We start from the raw sequence: 22521 nt of genomic DNA on the forward strand, positions 1-22521 counted from the left end.
CAAGCCGACCACGTGGCCCGTGAGGTTCGTGAGGTTGAAATGCCAAAGCAACAAGATCCGTCACGCCCTGACCCGACTGTAATCGGCGAGGTCTCGGCCCCACCCTTTGCGCGCCTGCCTGATCCGCGGACCTTGTTCATTCGCCGCTCAGAGCGATTGAATGTGTTGGCGGATGACCACCAGCTCGGCCCCTATCTCCGCTTCCTCGCTGCACTGGCGGATGCGCAGCACCGCATCCAGGACGGATTGCCGGATGTCGAATTGCCGACCGCGGAGGCGCGCGAGCGCGCACGAACCTTCAGTATGCCGCCGCTCGATCGCAACCAATTCACTTCGGATGCCGCCCTTGCAATGACGCTCGGCCGTCTGTTCGAAGTGGCAGCCACGATCGAAAAACCCGAGGCGGCCGCAGCCGCCTTGGACAGGCTCGCGAATATCGATGCGTTCGGGGTCGAATCCATGGTGCGCAATGTGCTCACCGATGCGATCCCAATGAACGCGCTTGCCGAGCATGTCTATGTCGCGGCCGCGCTGCAGGTTCACTTCGCCCGCCTCGCGGCATGTCTCGACAGCTCGAAGCTGGTTCCGGTTGCCGACGGCGCCTGTCCGGCCTGCGGTGGGCCGCCCGTATCCTCGATCATCGTCGGTTGGCACGGCGCACACGGGGCGCGGTTCTGCGCCTGCGCGCTGTGTGGAACATTGTGGAACCACGTCCGCATCAAATGTACGCTGTGCGGCTCGACCAAGGGGATAGGCTATCAGGAAATCGAGGGAGGCTCTGGCACGGTCAAAGCCGAGACCTGCAATGCATGCGGCAGCTATGTAAAGATCCTATCCCAGCACAAGGATCCGGCTCTCGATCCGGTCGCCGACGACGTGGCGACGCTCGGCCTCGACCTGCTCGTCCGCGAGGGTGGCCATCGCCGCGGATCGTTCAATCCGTTCCTGGTTGGCTACTGACAATACGATGACTGCTTCATCCGCAAACCCTTTACGCAATCTTCCGTCGGTCGACCAAGTGCTGAGGACCCCGCTGGCGGTGGCCGCAATCGAGCGCTTCGGACGGCAGGCCGCGACGGAGGCCATTCGCCGAGCCGTCGCCGATGCGCGAATGGCCTCCCGCAATGCCGGAGCGATCGTGCCGGAGGCAAACGATCTTGCCGGCGACGCACTTTTGCAGCTCAGGGATGGCGAACGACCTTCCCTGCGCCCCGTTTTCAACCTGACCGGAACGGTGCTGCATACCAATCTGGGACGTGCCCTCCTTGCGAAGGAGGCGGTCGATGCTGTTCGGCTGGCAATGAGCGAAGCGGTGGCTCTCGAATTCGATGTCGAGAACGGCGGGCGCGGCGAACGGGACGATCATCTTCGATCGCTCGTTTGCGAGCTGACCGGAGCCGAGGATGCAACCGTCGTCAACAACAACGCGGCCGCCGTCCTTCTCGTACTCAACACGCTGGCGCTCGGTCGCGAAGCGATCGTTTCGCGGGGCGAGTTGATCGAGATCGGCGGCTCTTTCCGAATGCCCGAGATCATGACGCGCGCCGGCGCCAGGCTTGTCGAGGTCGGCACCACCAACCGCACCCATCGCAAAGACTATGTCACGGCGATCGGCCCGGAGACCGGGCTCATCCTCAAGGTGCACACATCGAACTACCGGGTCGAAGGATTCACGGCAGAGATCCGGGCCCCCGAGCTCGCTGCAATCGCCAAGGCGCATGGGATGCCGCTGGTCCATGATCTCGGTTCGGGCACGCTGGTCGATCTAGCCCGCTACGGCCTTGGGCGCGAGCCGACCGTGCGCGAGGCGGTCGCCGACGGCGCCGATCTCGTCACATTCTCCGGCGACAAGCTGCTCGGCGGTCCGCAGGCGGGTTTCATCGTCGGCTGCAGGGACCTGCTCGCAGCGATCCGCCGCAACCCGATGAAGCGGGCGCTCAGGGTCGACAAGCTTCGTTTGGCCGCGCTCGAAGCGACGTTGAAGCTCTACCGCGACCCAGACCGCCTGGCCGAGCGCCTGCCGACGCTAAGGCTGCTCTCGCGCTCGGTGAGGGAGATTGCAGCGCAGGCAAAGCGCCTTGCTCCCCTGGTTGCTGACGCCGTGGGCGAAGCCTTTGCGGTCGACACGGTGGAGTGCCGGAGCCAAGTCGGATCCGGCGCGCTGCCGCTCGAAACCGTGCCAAGCGCCGGGCTTGCTCTCAAGTCGCGCTCAGGGAGCGGCCGGGCGCTCGAAGCGCTTGCGGCTGCGCTGCGTGGGCTGGGCGTCCCCGTGATCGGGCGCATCGAAAACCAGGCGCTCGTGCTCGATTTGCGCTGTCTGGAAGACGAGGCGAACTTCATCGCCAATCTAGCCGGCTTAAATCCGGGAGGAACCGATGCGCTGGCGTGACCGCCTTGCGCGCCGCCCAGCCGAGACGCCTGTGGCCGCACGCATGACCGAGGCCCTCGAAGCCGCGCGGCGAGGCGACCATGCCGTGGCTCTCTCCATATGGGAGCCGCTGGCTCACCGGGGCGTGGCCCGCGCTCAGAACAATATCGGCGCCTGCTTCGCCGAAGGGCTCGGCGTCGAGCGCGATGCGGAAATGGCCTTTCGCTGGCTGGCGCTCGCCGCCGAGGCAGGGGATCCTGTCGGGCAAAGGAATCTGGCGTCGCTTTATTTCCGCGGCGAAGGCGTCGAGCAGGACTTTCGCCGGGCGGCCGAGCTCTATCGGGCCGCAGCGGAAACTGGCGACGGACCGGCGCAGGATATGCTGAGCTGGATGCTGCTGGAGGGCGAAGTGATGCTTCCCGATGTCGGCGAGGCGCGACGCTGGGCGCTTGCCGCGGCCGATCAAGGCATCGCATCCGCAATGACCCGGATCGGCATGCTCTATCACAATGCGCTCGGCGTGCCGCGCGATCCGGACGAGGCTGTCCGCTGGTGGCGCCGTGCTGCCATGCGAGGAGACGCCGAAGGGCAGGCAATGCTCGGTGCCGCCTGCCATCTTGGCACGGGCGTGCCTGCTGACGCGGTCGAGGCGCTGGTTTGGCTCCTGCGTGCCCAGGCAGGCGGCAGCGCCCTTGCCAGCCGCTATCTGGCTGCGGTGCGGGCCGAATTGAGCGCGGGCGATGCCGCCGAGGCCGAGCGTCGCGCCGCCGCGCCGTGGCCGGAGGCCGCATCATCATGATCGTTGGCACGGCGGGACATGTCGACCATGGCAAAACTGCGCTGGTGTATGCGCTGACCGGTATAGACACCGATCGTTTGCAGGAGGAAAAGACACGCGGCATGACGATCGATCTGGGCTTCGCCTATTTGCCGGTGCCGGGTGGGGATAGCATCGGTTTCGTCGATGTTCCCGGGCACGAGCGTTTCGTACACACGATGCTGGCCGGCGCCAGCGGCATCGACTTCGTGTTGCTCGTGGTGGCCTCCGACGACGGCGTCATGCCGCAAACCCGGGAGCATCTCGCCATCGTCGATCTGCTCGGTGTCAAGCGCGGCGCCGTCCTGCTCACGAAATGCGATCTGGCCGGTCCCGAGCGCCGCACTGCGGTGGCGAACGATATCCGCTCGGTGCTTGCCGGGACGATGCTTGCCGAGGCCCACCTGATTCCCGTCTCGGTCCTTACGGGCGAAGGTATCGATGAACTCAGGTATCTCTTGTTCGAGGAGGCGTCGCATCTTGCCCGGCGTACAGATTCGGGCCGTTTTCGATTAGCGGTGGACCGCTCGTTCACGCTGCGCGGCGTGGGCACCGTCGTGACGGGCACCGTGCTTTCGGGTTCTCTCGGTATTGGGGACAACGTGGTCGTAAGCCCGTCGGGATTGCTTGCGCGGGTTCGATCGATCCACGCCCAGAACCGGCCGGCCGAACGTGGTCGGGTGGGAGACCGGTGTGCGCTCAATCTGACCGGCGAAAGGGTTTTCAAGGAGGCGATCCGGCGCGGCGACGTGATTGTCGATCCGGAGCTTCACGCGCCGTCGGGCCGGATCGACGCAAGCCTTCGCGTTCTGCCGGGGGAACGCAAGCCGATCGGCCAATGGTTTCCGGTGCGGCTCCACCATGCCGCGACGGAGGTCGGGGCACGCATCGTACTCCTCGGAGACGAACCGATCGGGCCTGGCGGCACGGCCAATGTTCAATTGGTGCTGGACAGTCCGATCGCGGCCGCTGCCGGCGACGTTTACGTGGTGCGCGACACCTCCGCGCAGCGAACCATCGGCGGCGGACATTTTCTCGATCTGCGGGCGCCCAGCCGCAAGCGCCGCGTGCCGGAACGGCTGATCCAACTCGATGCCCATGCGCTATTGGCGCCCGAACTGGCCGCCGCCGCACTCCTTGATGCGCCGCCCCACTATTTCGACCTGAAGGCTTTTGCGCGCGACAGGGCGCTTAGTGACTGCGAGACGAAAGGTCTGATCGATCAACTCGGGCTTGTCCGTTTTACCGTCGGAGAAATGCTTCTCGTGCTGTCGCCGGAGCGCTGGTTGCGATTTAAGCGCGACTTGGCCGCGACCCTGGTGACCTTCCATGCCGACAATCCGGATTTGCCCGGTGTAGGAATGGAGAGACTGCGTATTGGGCTTGATCCACGTCTGCCGGCCTCCTCTTTCATAGCAGTTCTGCGGAGCCTTTCGCACGTTGGAGAAGTTGCCTTGGACGGCGCCTGGGTGCGGCTACCCGGTCATGAGGCGCACTTGACGGCAAAGGATGAAACTCTCTGGCTGCAGATCCAGCCTCTCATTGGCGGACCCGAACGATTCCATCCGCCGAGGGTGTGGGATATTGCCGAGGTGCTGGGCTCGCCGGACACCGAAATCCGGCGGCTTCTGAAGCTTGCCGGCCGCATGGGGAAGGTCCACGAGGTCGCTCATGACCACTTCTTCCAGCGCGAGGCATTGGCGCAGATCGTCGAGATCGCGCGCGACCTTGCTGCGTCGATGCCCACAGGGCAGTTCACCGCTGCTCAATTTCGCGATCGCGTGGGCAGCGGACGCAAGGTCGCCATCCATGTCCTCGAATTTCTCGATCGGCACGGCGTGACGCTGCGGCGGGGAGACTTGCGCCGTCTGAACAGGCGCAGGCTGGACCTGTTCCGCCTGACAGGCGAGGGTGAGCCGCCGATGGCGCAAATTTCTGGAGGAGCATCGTCCCCGGTGGGGCGTCCGGACTTCAAATCCGGGAGGGGCCGCGAGTCGGTCTCTGGTGGGTTCGACTCCCACTCTCTTCCGCCATCCTAGTGAGCCAAGATGAACCCGACGGCTTCCTTTCTGAATGACCTGAAAACGACGGCTGAGACCGCCAGGACAACCGAGGCAAGCTTCAGGCGACAAGCGTCCAATCAGATCGCGGTTCTGGAACAGGAGCGCGCTTTCGCCTTCAGGCGGCTCAACCTCATGCAGGATATCTCCGACGCCGTGGCCTCAGCCGAAAGTGAGGAGATCGCCGTGGCCAACGCTTTGGCCGTCTTGCGCTTGCGGCTGGGCTGGAATGCGGACAGCGAGGCGCGCACGGAAGCGATCACGCATTTTGGACCGGTTGCGCTTGCGTTGTTCCAGGCCGCGAAGTTGCCCGACGACGAACCCGCCACCAATATCGGCGAGGCCCTTGCGATTTTTGAGCATTGGTACTCCGAATCCCGGGGATCGCCGTTCTGGGCGCTGTTCGAGCACCAGATCGTTGACACGCCGCTGGTCGACTTTTGACCGAGCGGACTTTTCGGCATACCCGGACGTGAGCGCAGAGAGCGCAATGTCGCTTTTTACCGACAAGATGCGGTAACCGGCGCCTCGGCCACCGCCGTAAGCAGCTGCTTTGGGCGCGGATGCCGGAAGGCGTTCCCTCCCATGACAGAGGCGGCGTAGCGCGGTCGTGTGGCCAAACGGCCATGCCGGTGGCGAAGGACATCGGCCGCTCCCAGTTATATCAGCATGAGAGCGGCGTACTGCATGGTCAGATCGAAGCCTCCACCCGAAGCCAGGGCGAGCGATACCGCCGCCGCCGAATCGCCCAGCGGCAAGCGCGTCTATGATACGGCCCCAGACACCAGCCCGACCCCACCTAACGAAGTGGTTGTAGCAAGTGGCGATATCCCGCTCCTTGGGTGATGAGCACAGTTACATATATAGCAGCATAACCAATATCATCTGGACCCCTTGAGGGGGCTGCGCTGGATGCACGTTGGCAGCGGGGCATTCGCGTCGGATTCGCCGATGAACAGATAGCTTCAGAACGCGGCTATCTGCGTAGCTCCGTCACCAGCGCGTCCCAATGACAGCCGGGCGGATGCCGGCAGTGCCGCCGACGCTATCCCTTGATCGCCGAGCCGACGATCGAATCCACGAAGAAGCGCTGCAGGAAAACGAACAGCACCAATGGAGGCAGCACGGCAAGTGTGGCGCCGGCCATCTCCAGTCCAGTATTGAGGGCGCCTCTGTTGTAGCTGAGCAGGCGGCTGAGGCTGATGACGATCGGATAGTCGTGTGCATTGCCCTGTAGAACCGTCAGCGGCCAGAGATAGCTGTTCCAATGATAGACGAAGGCAAACAGCGCCAATGCCGCGATTGCCGGTGCCACGCTCGGCGCGACGATCTTGAACAGGATCAGGAGTTCCGACGCCCCATCCATCCGTGCTGCGTCGATCAAATCGTCCGGCACGCCGGCGATGAACTGGCGCATCAGGAAAATGCCGAAAGCATTGGCGAGGTTGGGAACGATGATGCCGGCAAGGCTGGCATTCAGGCCGATCGATCCGACGAGCCGGTACAACGGGATCAGCGTGACGATCGGCGGCAGGAACATTGTGGCGATCAGCACGGAAAACAGCAACGAGCGGCCGGGAAAGTGATGCTTGGCGAAGGCGTAGCCAGCCATCATGCTGGTGACCAGAATGCCGGCGGTGGTGATCGTGGCGATCACGAGCGAATTCCACATTGAGCGGCCGACATTGATGACGCTGGAGACTTTCTCGTAGGCTTCGAGGCTCGGCGTGCGCGGTATCCACACCGGCGGCACCTGCATGGTTTCGGCCGGCGTCTTCAGGCTGGAGAGCACCATCCACAACAGCGGGAAGGCGGAGGCCACGGCAACCAGCAGCATCAGCGTGGCGAGCAGCGCTCTGCGGCCGGCCAAGCGTTTGCGCGCCAACCGGCTCGATCCTGAGCGGCCCCGCGCGCTCATTGGTCATCCTTCCGGTTGGCAAATGCAAACAGCGCGCACACAACGACGATCAGCGCCAGCATCAGCATCACTGCCATGGCCGAGCCCAATCCGCCTTGCGCGCGCTCGATGCCGACACGGCGGATGTGATAGGTCAGCACGTTGGTCGAGCCGACCGGCCCGCCTTGGGTGATCAGCGCGACCGGCTCGAATATCTGCACGGCGTTGATGATGGCGATGACGGCGCTGAACAGAAGCGTGCGCCGCAGCAGTGGCAAGGTGATGAAGCGGAACTGTTCGCGCCGGTTGGCGCCGTCCAGAGTCGCCGCCTCATAAAGACTGCCCGGGATCTGGGTCAGCCCGGCAACGGCCAGCACCGTAAAATAGCCGATCTGCTGCCAGACATTGAGCACGACGATCGAGATCAACGCCGATCTTGGCGAGGACAGCCAGGGTTGCGGGCCGATGCCGGCGAGGCCGAGCATCTGGTTGAGCGGCCCTTCGCTCGGCGAATAGAGCTTCGACCAGACCAGCGTCACGGCGATCATCGGCACCATGTAGGTGGAAAACAACACGGTCCGCAGCGCCGTGCCGCCTGCGACATCGCGCTGGTAGACCATCAAGCCGAACGCTACCGAAAGGGGCAGGATGAGCATCACCGACAATGCCGTGTAGATGGCGGTATTGAGCAGCGCTCGCTTGAAATCCCGCCCGACCGAGGTCGGTCCGAATATTTCGCGAAAATTGTCGAAGCCGATGAAGCTCGCACTGGAAAAAGGTGTTTGCGTTGACCAGTCCTGGAATGACAGCCAGATGGTGAGCAGCATCGGCAGCAGGATGAAAACGCCGATCAATGTCACGGCGGGCGCCAGCATGATGCCCGCCGAGGCACGATAGGTCTTGATCATCGCTCTGCTTCCAAAGCGTCGGGCTCACGAAACGGCGCCTTCGCTATTTGGCGGCACGCTCCAGGATCGAGACGGCATCGGCCTGCGCGTTCGCCTGCGCATCCTTGGCCGAGAGCTGCCCATACTGCAATGCCTCGAGCGTCTGCTGGAGCGATTCGCTGAACTCCTGCCCTCCCGGGACGACAGGGAAGGGCTTGGCGTCGGCAAGCACGCTGACATAGCCGGACAGGAACTCGGAACCGAGGTTGTCCTTGTGGGCTTCGATGTCGGAGGTCCGCGTCGGCAGGATGCCCATCGACATCAGAATATCCGACATTGCCGAGGCGCCGTTCTTGCCGGACTTCGGACTGTTCAGCCATGCCAGGAAATCCCATGCCGCTTTTTGCTCGGCCTGACCGGCATTGGCGTTGACGACGGTCATCCACGAATAGGAGATCGAGTGCGGCTTGTCGCCGCTCGGACCGACCGGGATGGGTGCGGTAGCGATATTGGAGAACTTGTCGCCCATGCCACTCTTCAATGCGCTTTCCCACCAGTTGGCCATGATGATCATGCCGGTCTTGCCGGAGACGAAATTGTCCAGGAAGGGGCCGGTGGTGTTGGCGTCGGCGGTGGCCATCGCCGGATCGCTGGCGCCGGACTTGATCAGATCCTCGTAGAGCTGGAAAGTCTCGCCGGCTTGAGGACTGTCGAGCATCGGTTTGCCGTCCTTGACCAGCTCGCCGCCATTGGAGACCAGCAGCGAGGCGAACGGGTGGACGACGCCCGCGGCCCAGGAATTGATCATGCCGAAACCTTGCTGGCCGGCATCTTTCCTGGTCAGCTTCTGGGCCGCATCCTTCAATTCGGACCAGGTCTTCGGTGCGGCCGTAATGCCGGCCTGCTTGAATAGCTCCTTGTTGTAGTTCAGCGCATAGACGTCGATCTCGTTTGGAATGCCGTAAAGCGTGGCGCCAACAGAGGCCGCACTGACGACACCGGCCGGCCACGCACTCTTGACCTCGCCGGCAACCGTATCGGGGGCCGGCGCGACCAGCTTGTCTCGCGCCAGTTCGGGCAGCCACAAATCGTAGATACCGCCGATCGTCGGCCCATCGGAACTGCCGCCCTGGGAACGCAGTGTGGTCAGGAGGTCGCCGAAGGGGACGGCGCGGATGGTGACGATCACATCCGGATTGCTCTTGGCGTAGTCCTTGGCCGCGGCGTCCAGCAGAGCGACCGTTTCGGGCGACCAGTGGGTCAGATAGGAGATGCTGACCGATTGCGCCCATCCAGCGGTGGGCGAGGCTAGCAGCCCTGCAGCCAATGCCAGTTTCGAAATCCAAGCCAAAGACATCCGGGATCCTCCGCGTGGGCGCACAGCGATATGAACGACGTTATGACAACTTGAAGCAACGATGCAAGGGCTATCTTCGCGGAGAGTTCCTGGCCGGCGCCGTGGGCGATTTCTTATCTGGCCTATGAGGGCAGAGATGTGTCATTGAAAACAGATAATTAGCTGCGATCGCTAAGGTTGTTTATCACTGCCGGAAATGCCCAAACGTGCCGCAAAGCTCTTGCGAACAAAGTCATGTCGTTATAATGATACTTACCCCGCCGCAAAGGAAGCCGATGTCGAATGAGAGACTGATCATGGTTCATCGACGCGCTGCGCTCAGCCTGATTGGCGGCTTCGCCGCCGCGTGCACCGGGGTCTGTATCGCACTGCCGACCAGAGCCGACGACACCGTGAGGAACTGGCGCGCCGAGGACCGGGCGGCAGCCAGTCGGAGTCGCTCTCGATGACACGCGTTCTGGCCATCGATCTTGGCGGCACCAATTTGCGCGCCGCAATCCATACCGGCGATGTTCGCTGGCTGGAGATGCTCAGCCGCGAGCCTGCGCCGGCAAGCCTTGATGCCTTCGTCGCCCGTATCGGCGCGTTGCGCGCCGAGGCCGGTCCGGTCGAGGCACTTGGCCTGGCGGTGCCGGGGCTTGTAGAAGGCTCGGTCTGCCACTGGGTTCCGAACCTGTCCTATCTCGACGGTGTCGACATCGCGGCGTTGTTTCCTCGTCTGCCTGTTGCCATTGGCAATGACGCGCAGATCGCCATGCTGGCCGAGGCGGTCGAAGGTGCTGCAACAGGCTTGTCCGATGCCATCCTGCTGGCGATCGGCACCGGCATCGGCTCCGCCGTTCTGGCCAATAATCGCATCGTCGCCGGCGCACGTGGCGGCGCCTGCTCATTCGGCTGGGCCTGCGCCGACATCGAGGATGAAGGCGAGGACCGCAGCGGCTGGCTGGAGCGCTTCGCTTCCGGGCGGGCGTTCGACGCCGCGGCGCGCCAGATCGGGCTGGCCAATGGCGGCAGGCTGGTCGAGGCCGCCCGGGCCGGCAAGACGGCCGCCCTTGACGCATTGGAGTTGCCGGCGCGCCGGCTGGGCACCGCCCTTGCGAGTGCGGTCGCGCTGCTCGATCCCCAGGCAGTCCTGATTTCCGGCGGCCTTGCCGATGCGCTGGACGTGGTAGGGCCGCCGCTGCTTGCGGCATTGCGGCGTCAGCTGCCGCCGCATCTGCGCGGCGTCGTTCTGCGGTCCGGCGAATTCGGTTCCCGCGCCGGTCTCGTCGGCGCCTCGCTGGCCGGTCTCGCCGGAGCACAGTGGAGGCAGATAAGATGAGCGAGCCGAGCTTTCAGCAACCGGACCGCAAAAGGCCCGAGCCGCTCTGGTATCAGGTGGAAGAGGCCATCCGCGCCATCGTCAAGAGTGGCGAGTGGGCGACTGGCGACCAGATTCCGGCCGAAGACAGACTGTGCGCCCTGTTCGGGGTGAGCCGCATCACGCTGCGCCACGCGCTGCGCAATCTGGAGGAGCACGGGCTGCTCAGGCGCGAACATGGCCGTGGCACCTTCGTGCGCTCCACCACGCTGGTCGCCGGCACCCGCGAACTGACCAGCTTCACGCAGGAAATGGGCAATATGGGCGTGGTCGCGGGCTCGCGCTTGCTCGACTGCAGCCTGACCACCGCCAATGCCGCCGCGGCCGGAGCGCTGGAGATCGAGGAAGGCGACCCGGTGGTGCGCGTCCGCCGGCTCAGGCTCGGCAACAACGAGCCGATCGGTATCCAGACGGCGCAGCTCTCGGCCGCGCGCGTGCCCGGCTTTCTCGATGCCGGCCTGCTGCAGGGCTCGCTCTACGAAGCGCTGGAGCGCCATTACGGCATCGTGCCGGTCGCGGCACGCGAAAACTACCGTGTCGGTGCGGTCGGGGCGGCGGATGCCGAGTTGCTCGATCTGCCCGCGGGGAGTCCCGCTTTCGTGGTCGAGCGCATCACCACCGACGAGCGCGGCCCGTTCGAATTCACCGTCTCGGTCATGCGTGGCGACCGCTACGAAATCCGCTCGACGCTGCGTGCCGGTCGCGCCGCGCCAACCGCAAGAAGCTGAGCCATACCCAAGCCGACCCATAACAGGAGTACCGACGTGTCCGATCTTTACATACCTCGCCTTGCCGCCCTCATCGAACAGGCCTCGAAAGCCAATGCCGAAGCTTTTGGTGAGGCGGCCAGCCGCTTTGCCGACACACTCGAGAGCGGTGGCTTGGTTCATCTCTACGGCTCTGGCCACTCGGTGTTGCCGGTTCAGGAAGTGTTTCCGCGCTACGGCAGCTATGTCGGCTTCAATCCGCTGACCGACCCGCGTGTCATGTGGCATAATGTGCTCGGCGCCGGCGGCGTGCGCGAACTTCTGTGGCTGGAGCGGACCGAGAAATACGCCGAGAAATTCCTAGATCACCAGCCGCTCAACAAAGGCGATTCGATCATCATCTTCGGCCACAGCGGCCGCAATTCGTCCGGCATCGACACCGCGCTTTACGCGAAAAAACGCGGCATCTTTGTCGTTGCGGTGACCAGCAAGAACAATCTCGACAAGCCGGCGACGCACTCTTCCGGCAAGCGGCTTGCCGATGCCGCCGACCTTGTCATCGACACCTGCTCGCCGATCGAGGATGCCATCGTGCCGGTCGAGGGCTGGAGCCGGCCGGTCTCCGGTTCGTCGACCGTGCTTGCCATGATCCTGGCGCATGAGTTGATCGCCCGCACCGTCGAGGCGCTTTCGAAGCGCGGCATCGAGCTGCCGGTTTTTGCCTCGCCGACGATTGCCGGCGTCACACTGCACGACACCGACGTCATCTATGGCGTCTATCGCGAGAAAATGCTCGAGGCGCAGAAGAAGCACCTGCCCACCTTCCAGGCGACCATGCGCGGCGAATAACCGGGGAGGGCACGCAAATTTGCGAGGCCTTCCGAAGGGCGTAGTCAGGTCACGAGGCGGCGACACCCCCGCGCACCGCTGGAGCCGATCAGTTTCGGAGTGCAGGATCAGGAGGAGCTGTTTTTGGGGACAGCGGTGAACCGTCGACCAGGTCTGGGCCGCCAGATTGCCCGCCATTCTGAATCGCTTGTTCGCGGCTCGTATCATGGTGCAGCTCCGGAACGGTGAAAACCGGCACCTCACCCTTGAAACCCTGGAGCTCAAAGGCGCCCGCCTGGACGACTGGCATCGATGCTCCCTTCGCAAAGCCGGGACCAAGCACCAGGGGGATGCGCAGCTTCTTGGTCGTCGATTCGAGCCGTGCCGTGCGGTTCACCGGCGAGCCGATCGCGGTGTAGTCGAAGCGCCGCTCGGAGCCGAAATTGCCTACCGAGCAGATGCCGGTCTCGATGGCGACGCCGATTGCGATAGAGGGGTGGCCGTCGGCGGTGAAAGCAGCGTCTTCGCGCTTTACCCGTTCTATCAGGGCTAGCCCCGCGTCGAGCGCGCGCTCGCGATGATCCGGCTGATCAAGCGGCGCGTTCCAGAAGGCCAGCACGGCATCGCCCATAAATTTGTCGATGGTGCCGTCGCGCTTGAGGATCTCATCGGTCGCAATGCCGAGGAAGTGGTTGACCACCTTTGCGATTTCCTGGGTATCGAGTTGTTCGCTCATCGTCGTGAAGCCGCGTATGTCGCTGAGCAGGATTGTGATCTCGCGCTTCTCGCCGGACAGGATGGCTTCGGTGTCCGAGCTTGCGAGGCGCTGCACCACGGAAGGCGACAGATACTGGGAGAACTGCCGTGCCAGGGTGGACCGGCGCTGCTCGCTGCGCCTGTAGAGGACATAGCCTTCGAAGCTGGCTACCAGGATCGTCGCAAGCGCCGGCTGCAGCGGGTCATAGAGTGTACCCTGCATATTATATTCGAGAGCACCGAACACGAACGGCGTGACGGCCAGCAGCGCGAGAGCCAGGGCACCAAGCACGACACGTTCGGCGAGCATTCCGGAAAGCCCGATGAACATGATGGCAGTGAGGACAAACCAGAGCCGCTCCACCGTGCGCGCGTGCATTGGCTCCGCCAGGTAGCGCCCGGCAAGCAACTGGCCGATTGCATCGGCGTGGATGTCCGCGCCTGGTCGCGCTGGACGTGTCGGGGTGGGCAGGTACTGCGTCAGTCCCACGGCCGACAGATCCACAATGACAATGGCATCCCGCAGCCGCTGATCGCTGTCGCCCGAAAGGATAGTGCTGGCAGATATGCGTGGCGTATCGGTGCTGGTTTCCCAAAGGCGGATGGTCCCCTCCGGCTCGAGCGGCACGATGGCGCCGGCCATCCTGAGCGCGTCGAACCCGGCGGCATTCAGGCGGGCTATGTAGCCGTCCTGTCCGGCATAAAGGCGCAGGAGTTCGAGTGCGAAGGACGGCCACAGCTGCACGCCTTGAGCGGTGTTGCGAAGCCAAAGCAGCGGCACATGGCGCAGTACGCCGTCTGGATCTGGCAGGGTGCGAATGACGCCGAGGCCCGCGGCGGCGTTCGAGAATTGGTCAAGCGAGCCGGTCAGGCCGGTGAAGCCGGGAAGTGTGTCGGGTACCTGCCCGACGATCGACCAGCCGGCTTTGGGCTCTGCTTCTGAAACTGTCGCCTCGTTGCCCAGGCTGACGGCAAGCGCCGTTCGGTTTTTGGCCAGCGCCGCTGCCAGGCGCTTGTCTCCGGCGATGCCCTCAGGCGAGGTGTCGGCCTCGGGCAGCACCAGCGCAAGCCCGATCACCGCGGCGCCGGATGCGGTGATGCCATCGACCAGATCGGCCAGGAGGCCACGGTTCCAGGGCCATCGCCCATGTGCCTTGAGGCTGGCGTCGTCTATCGAGACGATCACGACAGGATTGCTCGTCGCTTGGCGCGGGGCGAGAAACTGGTAGAAGTCGTATGTGCGTTCGCGGAGGCGCGACAGCGGCCCGTCGAAAGCCAAATGGCAAGCGAGCAGCAGGAGCACGACCGCAAGACCGGATATTTTGCGCCTGCCAGCTTGCCGCCAATCAGCCCAGCGCCAACCGACCAAGAGGCTCATGTCGTGCGGCCAGGCCTAATTGCAGTAGTAGCAGCAACCTTCACCCTCACACTCGCCATCATCCTTCACCCCGCCGCCCACAGGTGGCGTTAGGCTGTCGGGGAACTCCATGACCACTCCCGGTAATGCGCCGTCGGTGGACTCGCAGACTTTGAGCGAGCCGCCGAGTGCCGACGCACAAATCGCGCTTACATCCAGTCCAGGACCCGGTGCGCCTGGCAGGCCGGTGCCGGCTATCCGGTCGATGCTGTCCAATATCGGGAATGTGTCGATGCCGCCGTAGCCGGTCAGCAGCTTGCCATCGTCCGATGTGCAGGCGTAGCCCGGGTTTGTGATGACCAGCCGTTTGCCATTGATCGTGCAGGTCATGCGGCCGGCGCGCAGTATGCCGACGGTCTGGCCGGCTGCCACCAGCACTTCGATGATGCCGCCTCTGGCGCCGAGCACCATATGCGGCGTCGCAACCTGCATGACGCCGCCTTTCGAAACCTGGCCGCCATAAAAACGGGCCAGGCCGCTGTTCATCCCGATGTCGATTTTTCCAGATACGGAGCCCGGATTGTAGACGAATTCATCGATCGTCAGGCTGGTGTTCGGACCAATCTTGGCGCTCGATTCGTCCCGGAACACCAGCATTCCAAGACCGGTGGGATCGCTGCGCAACTGATCGCCGAGTTCCACGCCGGCACCGACGTTCATTGTCCCGCCGTTGTTGCGGACGATGTTGGTCTGGTAGGCCGTCATCGACCCGATCGTTTCAGCGGCGGATGGTGCCGCGAAGGCAAGGCAGGCGACAAAAATGGCGATCTGACGGTACGGGGTCCTCATCGCGGCCTCTTTCAATTGAGCGTCAACGTGTAGCTCATGAGCATTTCGAACGATTTCCGGTCGCGGTTGGCGATGTCGAAGTTGGTTTCGCGATAGGCGAGATCGACGCTGATCTTCTGCGACTCCGTCAGCTGAAAATCGCTTTCCGAGGCAATGCGCCAGAAGTCGCTCTTGATATTTGTGCCGATGCCAACGGACAGATCGGGAGTGTTGCTGTGGCCGGCCGAGAACGCGACCTGGTGCGACCATGCGAAAAGATCCGGTACGGTCATCAACAGGCCGCCATAGCGGATCTCGCCCGTGTAGCTGTGGCCGATTTCGCCAGATCCGGAGGCGAAGTCATTTGACCCGACAAAGCGCAGTCCGAGCGCCTGGCCATTGCGGAAGCGGTAGCTGCCGCCTGCCTCATAGAAAACCCTGCTATCGGCGAAAATGCCTTGCGAGGCGCTTAGATCGATGTAGCCGCCGCCTGCAAAAAGCGTCGTCTCGACCGTCGGGCGCACAAGAAAGCGTCCACTGAGGCCGATGCCGGTTTCTTGGATATCGCTGTCGAAACGATCTGTAACAGTAAACGCCGAAAGCAGCAGGCGCAGCGAATCGATCCCACTATTGGGCAGCCCCTTGTCCCAGGTGATAGCGGCGTTGCCGTGGACGAAAGTCTCCTTGCTACCCGGAACCGACAGGTCTTCCGTGAAAAAGCGCTGTGTCGCAGTCAACGACCCCGAAAGGACCAGGGCGTCGGCGCTTGGCGTGCCGAGGTCCCATCGCACAAAGCCTTCCGCCCGCCCATAGGGCGAGACGAAGCTGTCCTCGTCCTGCGCCCCACCCGGCTCAAAATCGGTGAATGCGCTGAACACGCCGCCGGTCAGGGCGAGTTCCCAGGTGACGCCACGCAACGCGCGCTCGATGCGGGCAAGCAGGCGAGCAGCTTCCTGCTGCTCAGCCGCGGACAGCCCCCCAACCTCGATGCCGTACTGCACCTGCCGTCGGGCCAATTCATAGGAGCCGACATGATAGTACAACCGGCTGGCCGCCAGCCGGGCGCGCGCATCGCGGGGATATTTGATCAGATACTGCTCGATTGAGGAGATCGCCTGATCGTATTGTCCTGCATTGACGGCAACCGTGACGAACTGGGCGAGCGTTCCGTTGTCGGCCGGACTGGCGATGCGGGCTGAAAACGCATCGTCATAGGCCGAAAAAAGACCCTGCGCGCCAGCCGGCAATGCGCTGCTACAAAGCAGCGCCGTGGCGCAGCCGACGATTGTTCGAAACGAAGATTGCATGCCGAGAACCACCCCAAACCCGACCAGTGCGAAGGACTTAGCACGACCACAAGAAAAAAGGCGACTGAACTTTGGCGAAATCGTCCGAGTTTTCAACAGCTGTTGCAGCCGCGCAACAAACTATCGGGTCCATTCGTATTTCGGCTGCGCTGGTTGTCAAAACATCTTCTCAGCGTTTCTGTAACAATGGAAGTATTCGTCACCAGCGGCAACTAATTCAATCATCACCAATCGTGGATCGCACACCCGACAAGATTAATATTCTCTGCGCGTATCTGGTCACCGCCCGACACATATAGCTCATCCAAAGGTCTTCCTTGGGCGTTGCGCAAGCGGTCGGAAGCTGCAGGGCCGATGCTTGTCGCAACGGCCTGTGCGATTGCGGGCTGGTCTTCGCAATTTCGTCCGCCGCCGACGTAGTCAGCTTATAGGAACCCATCGCCCAGGGAATGCGTCACCGGACGCGCCCTTGCTACAGCACGAGCATAGTGGCCAGCCCCAGCATCAGGCCCATGCCTACGATATCGGTCACGGTGGTGAGAAAGATCGCCGAAGCGACCGCCGGATCGGCGCCGACCCGGCGCAGGCCCAGCGGGATCAGCACGCCGGAGATTCCGGACATGAGGCACGATCCGGACATGGCGAGCAGGATCACGAGTGCCAGCATGGGCGCCTGGGCCGCCGACTCCGGTTGCCGCGAGGCGTAGAACCACATCGCCGCAGCCGCCACAAGACCGACGAGCACACCGTTGGCGATCCCGAGCGCGCCCTCCCTCATCACCAGGTGCAGCTTCGATCGTTTGTCCACATCGCCAAGGGCAAGGCCACGCAGCGTCATAGCCAGTGCCTGGCAGCCGGTGTTTCCGCTCTGCCCGGCCAAGACCGGGAGGAATGCCGCCAGGGCGACGATCTTCTCGATCGTGCCTGTGAACGAGCTGACCACGAAAGCGGCCATGAAGGCCGTCAGTAGGTTGAGCTGCAGCCACGGATGCCGCTTCAAGAAGGCTGAAAACAGGGGCGTAAAAGAACGCTCCTCCTTCTGGACACCCACCATCTGGCCCGACTGGGCAGAAATCTCGATGATTTGCTGCTCGAACAGCCGCCAGCCGCGGACCTGCCCGAGCAGCCGGTTCTCCGCGTCCACCACCGGATAGACAGGGTAGTGACGGCGTACCGCCGCCTTGCATGCGTCGCTCAAAGAGAGATCGGCGGGGAGGGCGAACGGCTTCGGCAGCATGATCTGATCCACCGTGGCGTCCGCTTCGCTCAGCATCAGATCGCGCAGGACCACGAGGCCAACCAGTTTATCGCCCTGGTCGGTGATGTAGAGATAAGTGAGCTCGGTCGGCACCGGGGTGCGTCTGACGGCCTGCACTGCGGCGGCTACTGTCGTGCCGACGGGAACGCTGGCGGGAATCGGGTCCGTCAGTTCGATGAGCGACTCGGGGACCGCGACGTCCTTGCCATCGCCATGAGGCTTGACGGGCCGCATATGCGGCGGCAAATGCTCCGCCACCTTGCGGGCGTGCCGGTCTGGCAACAACTTTAGTGTGTCCCGGATGAACTCGGGAGACTCTCGGGCCAGCAATACCGCCGCGTCATCAGGTGCTCGAGCACGCAGCGTGCGTACCAGCTTCTCAACGTCGTTCTCTTCCTTCATCTGTTCCCCCAATTGCGAGTGTCTTGCCTCTGACGGTATGACACGGATCGGATCGCTCTGTCCTGGCGCAGTGGCCCATGCGCCTCGATCCGGAAATTTCGCCTCTTTGGGTACCGAGTGGACCGAACCGAGACAGATCTGAGCCATTGCGGGGTGCATACAGGCGGGCTGTAACGTCAGAGTGTCGCCGAGAATTTGACGTGTTGCGAACTTCACCGGTCTTCCGGGCTTTGCGATCACGCCGCAGCAATAAGACTTAAACCCGGAAATTCTGCAGAGGCAGGATCTCGGGCGTTCGAACCTGATTGCCTCATCCGGCGCATCTTGCCAGGTTCACCAGCTATTGACGCCAGCAGACATCTACCGGTAACTATCTGGGTCCTTGGCCTTCGCGGCCTGGCAAGCAACCTTACTCAAAGCAGCCTTACGGTAAGCGCCTTCAAACACGCGGATAGCCCTCTCGAATTTAGCCGGATTAGGCACCAAGTGTTTATCTAGCCCGTCGTACAAAAGTATGGAGACGGCCATCATGGCTTTTCCACTTTCGCTTCGTCTCAGCGCCGGGCACGCCATAGATGTTACCTGAAATTGCTGCAGCCCGATGCAATTTGCTATCTGACATACGTGCCAAGTAATTGATGTTTTGCTGCTCTCCCTGCCCGGCTGAAGCAGTCGATATTGTGAAGCAGATTGCTGCGATGACCGTTACCAAAATGCGGGTCAAACGTTTCCCCTCTTCTTGCAGTCAACTCGCCCTACTAATCACCCCTTATCATAGCTTAGCCTGAGCCTCAAAAGCTCGCCAACCGACGCCAGCGGGCGCAAACGCCATTTTGCTCGATGTCTGCGGATCGGACCCGCGTACGCTTGGCTGGGGCGCCAGGATTCGAACCTGGGAATGTCGGTACCAAAAACCGATGCCTTACCACTTGGCGACGCCCCAACAGCCGGAGCGTGCCCGCTGTGCGCGCGGCCTTATAGGACGAGCCGCGAGAAAGCTCAATGCCGACATATCGACTATGCGCGACCGACCCGCCAGTTTTGCAATCGTCACTTTGAACGGACCTATTCACCCCAAACCGCCATTTCATTGCCGGCCGGATCGACGAAATGGAACCGCCTGCCGCCGGGGAATGAAAAGATCGGCTTGAGGACGGTGCCGCCGGCATTCTCGACGGCGCTTAGTGTTTCCTCCAGCCTTTCGGAATAGAGCACGGGCAGCGGCTTGGCCGGCGCATCTTGGCCATCCGCCTGAAAACCGCCGTCCAGCCCTTCGGCAAAAGCTGAATAGGTCGGCCCGTAATCGGTGAACGACCATGAGAAGGCTGCGCTGTAGAAAGCCTTCACGCTGTCCAGCGTTCCGCCTGTCGCCGGCATTTCCAGATAATCGAGCTTTCCGGCCATTCTCATCGTTCTGCCCTTTTGTTCTTGTTATGTTCTACAACAAAGCTTTCCAAAAAGCAAGTCTTTTCTGTGCCGCTTTTCCTTAATCGATTGTAGAGGCCGGCCGGCTTGGCCGATGCCTTGCCTTTCGCACTGCAGCATCATATCGCTCGATTTGCCGATCTTTCCAATCTCCTGCAACCGGGGAGCAAGCATGACCAAGTGGGTCTACACCTTTGGCGATGGCGCGGCGGAGGGCCGTGCCGGCGACCGCAATCTGCTCGGCGGCAAAGGCGCCAATCTGGCCGAAATGTGCAGCCTAGGCCTGCCGGTGCCGCCAGGGTTCACCATCACCACCGACGTTTGCAACGCCTATTATGCCAACGGCCACACCTATCCGACTTCGCTGGAGGCGGACGTTGCGGTCGCGCTCGACCATATCGGTCGGCTGACCGGACGCCGTTTCGGCGATCCCTCGAAACTGCTTTTGGTGTCGGTTCGCTCAGGGGCGCGCGCCTCGATGCCAGGCATGATGGACACCGTGCTCAATCTCGGCCTCAACGATGAGACGGTGGAAGCCCTGGCCGCGGATTCAAGCGATGCGCGGTTCGCCTATGACAGTTACCGCCGTTTCATCCAGATGTATTCCGATGTCGTCATGGGTCTCGACCATGAGGTGTTCGAGGAAATCCTCGAGGACCAGAAAGGCGGCCTCGGCCATGAGCTCGACACCGAACTGACGGCGATCGAATGGCAAGGCGTGATCGCGCTCTACAAGGCCAAGGTCGAGGAGGAGCTTGGCAAGCCCTTTCCGCAGAATCCGCACGAGCAGCTCTGGGGCGCCATCGGCGCGGTGTTTTCCAGCTGGATGAATAACCGCGCGATCACCTACCGGCGCCTGCACGATATCCCCGAAAGCTGGGGCACGGCGGTCAACGTCCAGGCCATGGTCTTTGGAAATATGGGCGACACTTCGGCCACCGGCGTCGCCTTCACCCGCAATCCGTCGACCGGCGAAAAGCAGCTCTATGGCGAGTTCCTGGTCAATGCCCAGGGCGAGGATGTCGTTGCCGGCATCCGTACGCCACAGAATATCACCGAGGCCGCGCGCATTGCCGCCGGTTCCGACAAGCCGTCGCTGCAGAAGCTGATGCCGGACGCCTTCCAGGCTTTCGTCAGCATCTCCGACCGCCTGGAAAACCATTACCGCGACATGCAGGATCTGGAATTCACCATCGAACGCGGCAAACTGTGGATGCTGCAAACCAGGTCCGGCAAGCGCACCGCCAAGGCGGCGCTGAAGATTGCCGTCGACATGGCCAGGGACGGACTGATTTCAAAGGAGGAGGCCGTCGCCCGCATCGACCCGGCCTCGCTCGACCAGTTGCTGCATCCGACAATCGATCCGAAGGCGGCGCGCGATGTGATCGGCGTCGGCCTGCCGGCCTCCCCGGGCGCTGCGACCGGCGAGATCGTGTTTTCCTCGAACGACGCCGAAGAGGCCAAGACGCAAGGCCGCAAGGCGATCCTGGTCCGCATCGAGACCAGCCCCGAAGACATCCACGGCATGCATGCGGCCGAAGGCATCCTGACGACGCGCGGCGGCATGACCAGCCACGCCGCCGTGGTGGCGCGCGGCATGGGCAAGCCTTGCGTATCAGGAGCCGGCTCGCTGCGCGTCGACTACAAAGCCGGCACGCTGATGGCGATGGGAGCGACCTTCCGCAAGGGCGACGTGATCACCATCGACGGCGGCAACGGCCAGGTGCTGAAGGGCGCCGTGCCGATGCTGCAGCCGGAACTCTCGGGCGATTTCGCCGCCATCATGGAATGGGCCGACGGCGCGCGCCGCATGAAGGTGCGCACCAACGCCGAGACGCCGCTCGATGCGCGTATGGCCCGCTCCTTCGGCGCCGAAGGCATCGGGCTTTGCCGCACCGAGCACATGTTCTTCGACGGCGACCGCATCGTTGCCATGCGCGAGATGATCCTGGCCGATACGGAAAAGGACCGCCGAACGGCGCTGGCCAAGCTGTTGCCGATGCAGCGCTCGGATTTCCTCGAGCTGTTCGAGATCATGGCCGGCCTGCCGGTGACGATCCGCCTGCTCGATCCGCCGCTGCACGAATTCCTGCCGAAGACCGAGGCGGAGGTGGCCGAGGTCGCCGCAGCCATGAACGTATCCCCGGACAAGCTCCGGCGGCGCACCGAAGCGCTGCACGAGTTCAATCCGATGCTCGGCCATCGCGGCTGCCGGCTTGCCGTCTCCTATCCCGAAATCGCAGAGATGCAGGCGCGCGCCATTTTCGAGGCAGCCGTCGAGGCCGGCAGGAAGGCCGGCGCGCTGGTGGTCCCGGAGATCATGGTGCCGCTGGTCGGCCTGGCGAAGGAGCTCGAATTCGTCAAGGCGCGCATCGATGCCGTCGCCAAGAGCGTGATGGAGGAAACCGGCGTCAAGATCACCTATCTGACCGGCACTATGATCGAACTGCCGCGCGCTGCGATCCGTGCCCACGTCATCGCTGAGGCGGCCGAATTCTTCTCCTTTGGCACCAACGATCTGACCCAGACCACCTTCGGCATCTCGCGCGACGACGCGGCCTCGTTCCTCGAGACCTACCGGCAAAAAGGTATCATCGAGCAGGATCCGTTCGTGTCGCTCGATATCGAGGGCGTCGGCGAACTGGTGCGTATGGCGGCCAAAAAAGGCAGGGCAACGCGGCCGGAGATCAAGCTCGGCATTTGCGGCGAACATGGCGGCGATCCAGCGTCGATCCATTTCTGCGAGGAGGTCGGCCTCGACTATGTCTCGTGCTCGCCCTATCGGGTCCCGATTGCCAGGCTGGCCGCCGCGCAGGCGGCAGTACAGGCGGCAAAGAACGGCCGCGGATAGAAGTTGGAGTCCACCGGCGTCTGACCTTACCGATTTGTAACCAAATTCACGCGAAC

At 63.0% G+C, this 22521-nt stretch carries 16 protein-coding genes, 2 tRNA genes and 1 pseudogene; 10 read left to right on the plus strand and 9 right to left on the minus strand.

The features are described from left to right. Window positions 1–39 precede the first annotated feature (39 nt). From fdhE to NKH42_RS06115, 6 genes and pseudogenes are all read left to right on the plus strand, one after another. The gene (gene fdhE, locus NKH42_RS06090) at window positions 40–960 is read left to right on the plus strand and encodes a formate dehydrogenase accessory protein FdhE (protein WP_352750960.1); all 921 of its coding nucleotides are present in this window, start codon (window positions 40–42) and stop codon (window positions 958–960) included. 7 nt (window positions 961–967) lie between these two features. Beyond that, window positions 968–2389, plus strand: a complete 1422-nt coding sequence (gene selA, locus NKH42_RS06095; protein ID WP_352701534.1) for an L-seryl-tRNA(Sec) selenium transferase — start codon at window positions 968–970, stop codon at window positions 2387–2389. Continuing rightward, window positions 2376–3167 carry a tetratricopeptide repeat protein gene (locus NKH42_RS06100; RefSeq protein ID WP_352750958.1) on the plus strand — a complete coding sequence of 264 codons (792 nt, stop codon included), beginning with the start codon at window positions 2376–2378 and terminating at the stop codon, window positions 3165–3167. The genes selA and NKH42_RS06100 overlap by 14 nt, the downstream gene beginning before the upstream one ends. After that, window positions 3164–4999 (plus strand): annotated as a pseudogene (gene selB, locus NKH42_RS06105) (selenocysteine-specific translation elongation factor); the annotation flags it as partial. The gene NKH42_RS06100 and the pseudogene selB, both read left to right, overlap by 4 nt. Before the next feature lie 123 nt (window positions 5000–5122). Next, a tRNA-Sec gene (locus NKH42_RS06110) sits at window positions 5123–5218 on the plus strand. 15 nt (window positions 5219–5233) lie between these two features. Then, window positions 5234–5689 carry a hypothetical protein gene (locus NKH42_RS06115; RefSeq protein ID WP_352820453.1) on the plus strand — a complete coding sequence of 152 codons (456 nt, stop codon included), beginning with the start codon at window positions 5234–5236 and terminating at the stop codon, window positions 5687–5689. A 601-nt stretch (window positions 5690–6290) separates the two neighbouring features. Here NKH42_RS06115 and NKH42_RS06120 read toward each other — a convergent pair. The 3 genes from NKH42_RS06120 to NKH42_RS06130 are packed head-to-tail and all read right to left on the minus strand — an operon-like array spanning window position 6291 to window position 9386. Then, a complete protein-coding gene (locus tag NKH42_RS06120) occupies window positions 6291–7163 on the minus strand; it encodes a carbohydrate ABC transporter permease (RefSeq protein WP_352973987.1) in 873 nt (290 codons plus the stop codon). Then, window positions 7160–8050, minus strand: coding sequence for a carbohydrate ABC transporter permease (locus NKH42_RS06125; RefSeq protein ID WP_352750949.1), 891 nt, complete (start codon window positions 8048–8050; stop codon window positions 7160–7162). Before NKH42_RS06125 ends, NKH42_RS06120 begins: the two co-directional genes overlap by 4 nt. Before the next feature lie 43 nt (window positions 8051–8093). Continuing rightward, on the minus strand, window positions 8094–9386 hold the full coding sequence (locus NKH42_RS06130; RefSeq protein WP_352750943.1) for an ABC transporter substrate-binding protein: 1293 nt from the start codon (window positions 9384–9386) through the stop codon (window positions 8094–8096). Window positions 9387–9831: 445 nt separating this feature from the next. On the opposite strand from NKH42_RS06130, the gene NKH42_RS06135 reads away from it, so the two are divergent. Genes NKH42_RS06135 through NKH42_RS06145 form a run of 3 tightly spaced genes read left to right on the plus strand, consistent with a single transcriptional unit; the run spans window position 9832 to window position 12302 of the window. Beyond that, window positions 9832–10707 carry an ROK family protein gene (locus NKH42_RS06135; RefSeq protein ID WP_352750940.1) on the plus strand — a complete coding sequence of 292 codons (876 nt, stop codon included), beginning with the start codon at window positions 9832–9834 and terminating at the stop codon, window positions 10705–10707. Continuing rightward, on the plus strand, window positions 10704–11474 hold the full coding sequence (locus tag NKH42_RS06140) for a GntR family transcriptional regulator (RefSeq protein WP_254820103.1): 771 nt from the start codon (window positions 10704–10706) through the stop codon (window positions 11472–11474). Before NKH42_RS06135 ends, NKH42_RS06140 begins: the two co-directional genes overlap by 4 nt. Before the next feature lie 36 nt (window positions 11475–11510). Further along, window positions 11511–12302: a sugar isomerase domain-containing protein gene (locus NKH42_RS06145; protein WP_352973988.1), complete on the plus strand. Its 792-nt coding sequence runs from the start codon at window positions 11511–11513 to the stop codon at window positions 12300–12302. A gap of 88 nt (window positions 12303–12390) precedes the next feature. Here NKH42_RS06145 and NKH42_RS06150 read toward each other — a convergent pair whose 3' ends face one another. The 6 genes from NKH42_RS06150 to NKH42_RS06175 form a co-directional block, all read right to left on the minus strand. Next, complete coding sequence (locus NKH42_RS06150; RefSeq protein ID WP_352750937.1) at window positions 12391–14415, minus strand: CHASE2 domain-containing protein; 2025 nt, start codon at window positions 14413–14415, stop codon at window positions 12391–12393. Between the two features lie 15 nt (window positions 14416–14430). Beyond that, window positions 14431–15243 carry a FecR family protein gene (locus NKH42_RS06155; RefSeq protein ID WP_352750934.1) on the minus strand — a complete coding sequence of 271 codons (813 nt, stop codon included), beginning with the start codon at window positions 15241–15243 and terminating at the stop codon, window positions 14431–14433. Between the two features lie 11 nt (window positions 15244–15254). Beyond that, window positions 15255–16529 carry a tetratricopeptide repeat protein gene (locus NKH42_RS06160; RefSeq protein WP_352753041.1) on the minus strand — a complete coding sequence of 425 codons (1275 nt, stop codon included), beginning with the start codon at window positions 16527–16529 and terminating at the stop codon, window positions 15255–15257. Between the two features lie 472 nt (window positions 16530–17001). Continuing rightward, on the minus strand, window positions 17002–18189 hold the full coding sequence (locus NKH42_RS06165) for a magnesium transporter (RefSeq protein ID WP_352646122.1): 1188 nt from the start codon (window positions 18187–18189) through the stop codon (window positions 17002–17004). An 868-nt stretch (window positions 18190–19057) separates the two neighbouring features. After that, window positions 19058–19132 (minus strand) — tRNA-Gln (locus NKH42_RS06170). A gap of 122 nt (window positions 19133–19254) precedes the next feature. Continuing rightward, the gene (locus NKH42_RS06175) at window positions 19255–19599 is read right to left on the minus strand and encodes a VOC family protein (RefSeq protein WP_352750862.1); all 345 of its coding nucleotides are present in this window, start codon (window positions 19597–19599) and stop codon (window positions 19255–19257) included. Between the two features lie 187 nt (window positions 19600–19786). On the opposite strand from NKH42_RS06175, the gene ppdK reads away from it, so the two are divergent. After that, a complete protein-coding gene (ppdK, locus tag NKH42_RS06180; RefSeq protein WP_352753037.1) occupies window positions 19787–22465 on the plus strand; it encodes a pyruvate, phosphate dikinase in 2679 nt (892 codons plus the stop codon). The last annotated feature ends 56 nt before the right edge of the window (window positions 22466–22521 follow it).

This window comes from Mesorhizobium sp. M1142, from assembly GCF_040318565.1.
In the GTDB taxonomy this organism is placed as follows: Bacteria; Pseudomonadota; Alphaproteobacteria; order Rhizobiales; family Rhizobiaceae; genus Mesorhizobium.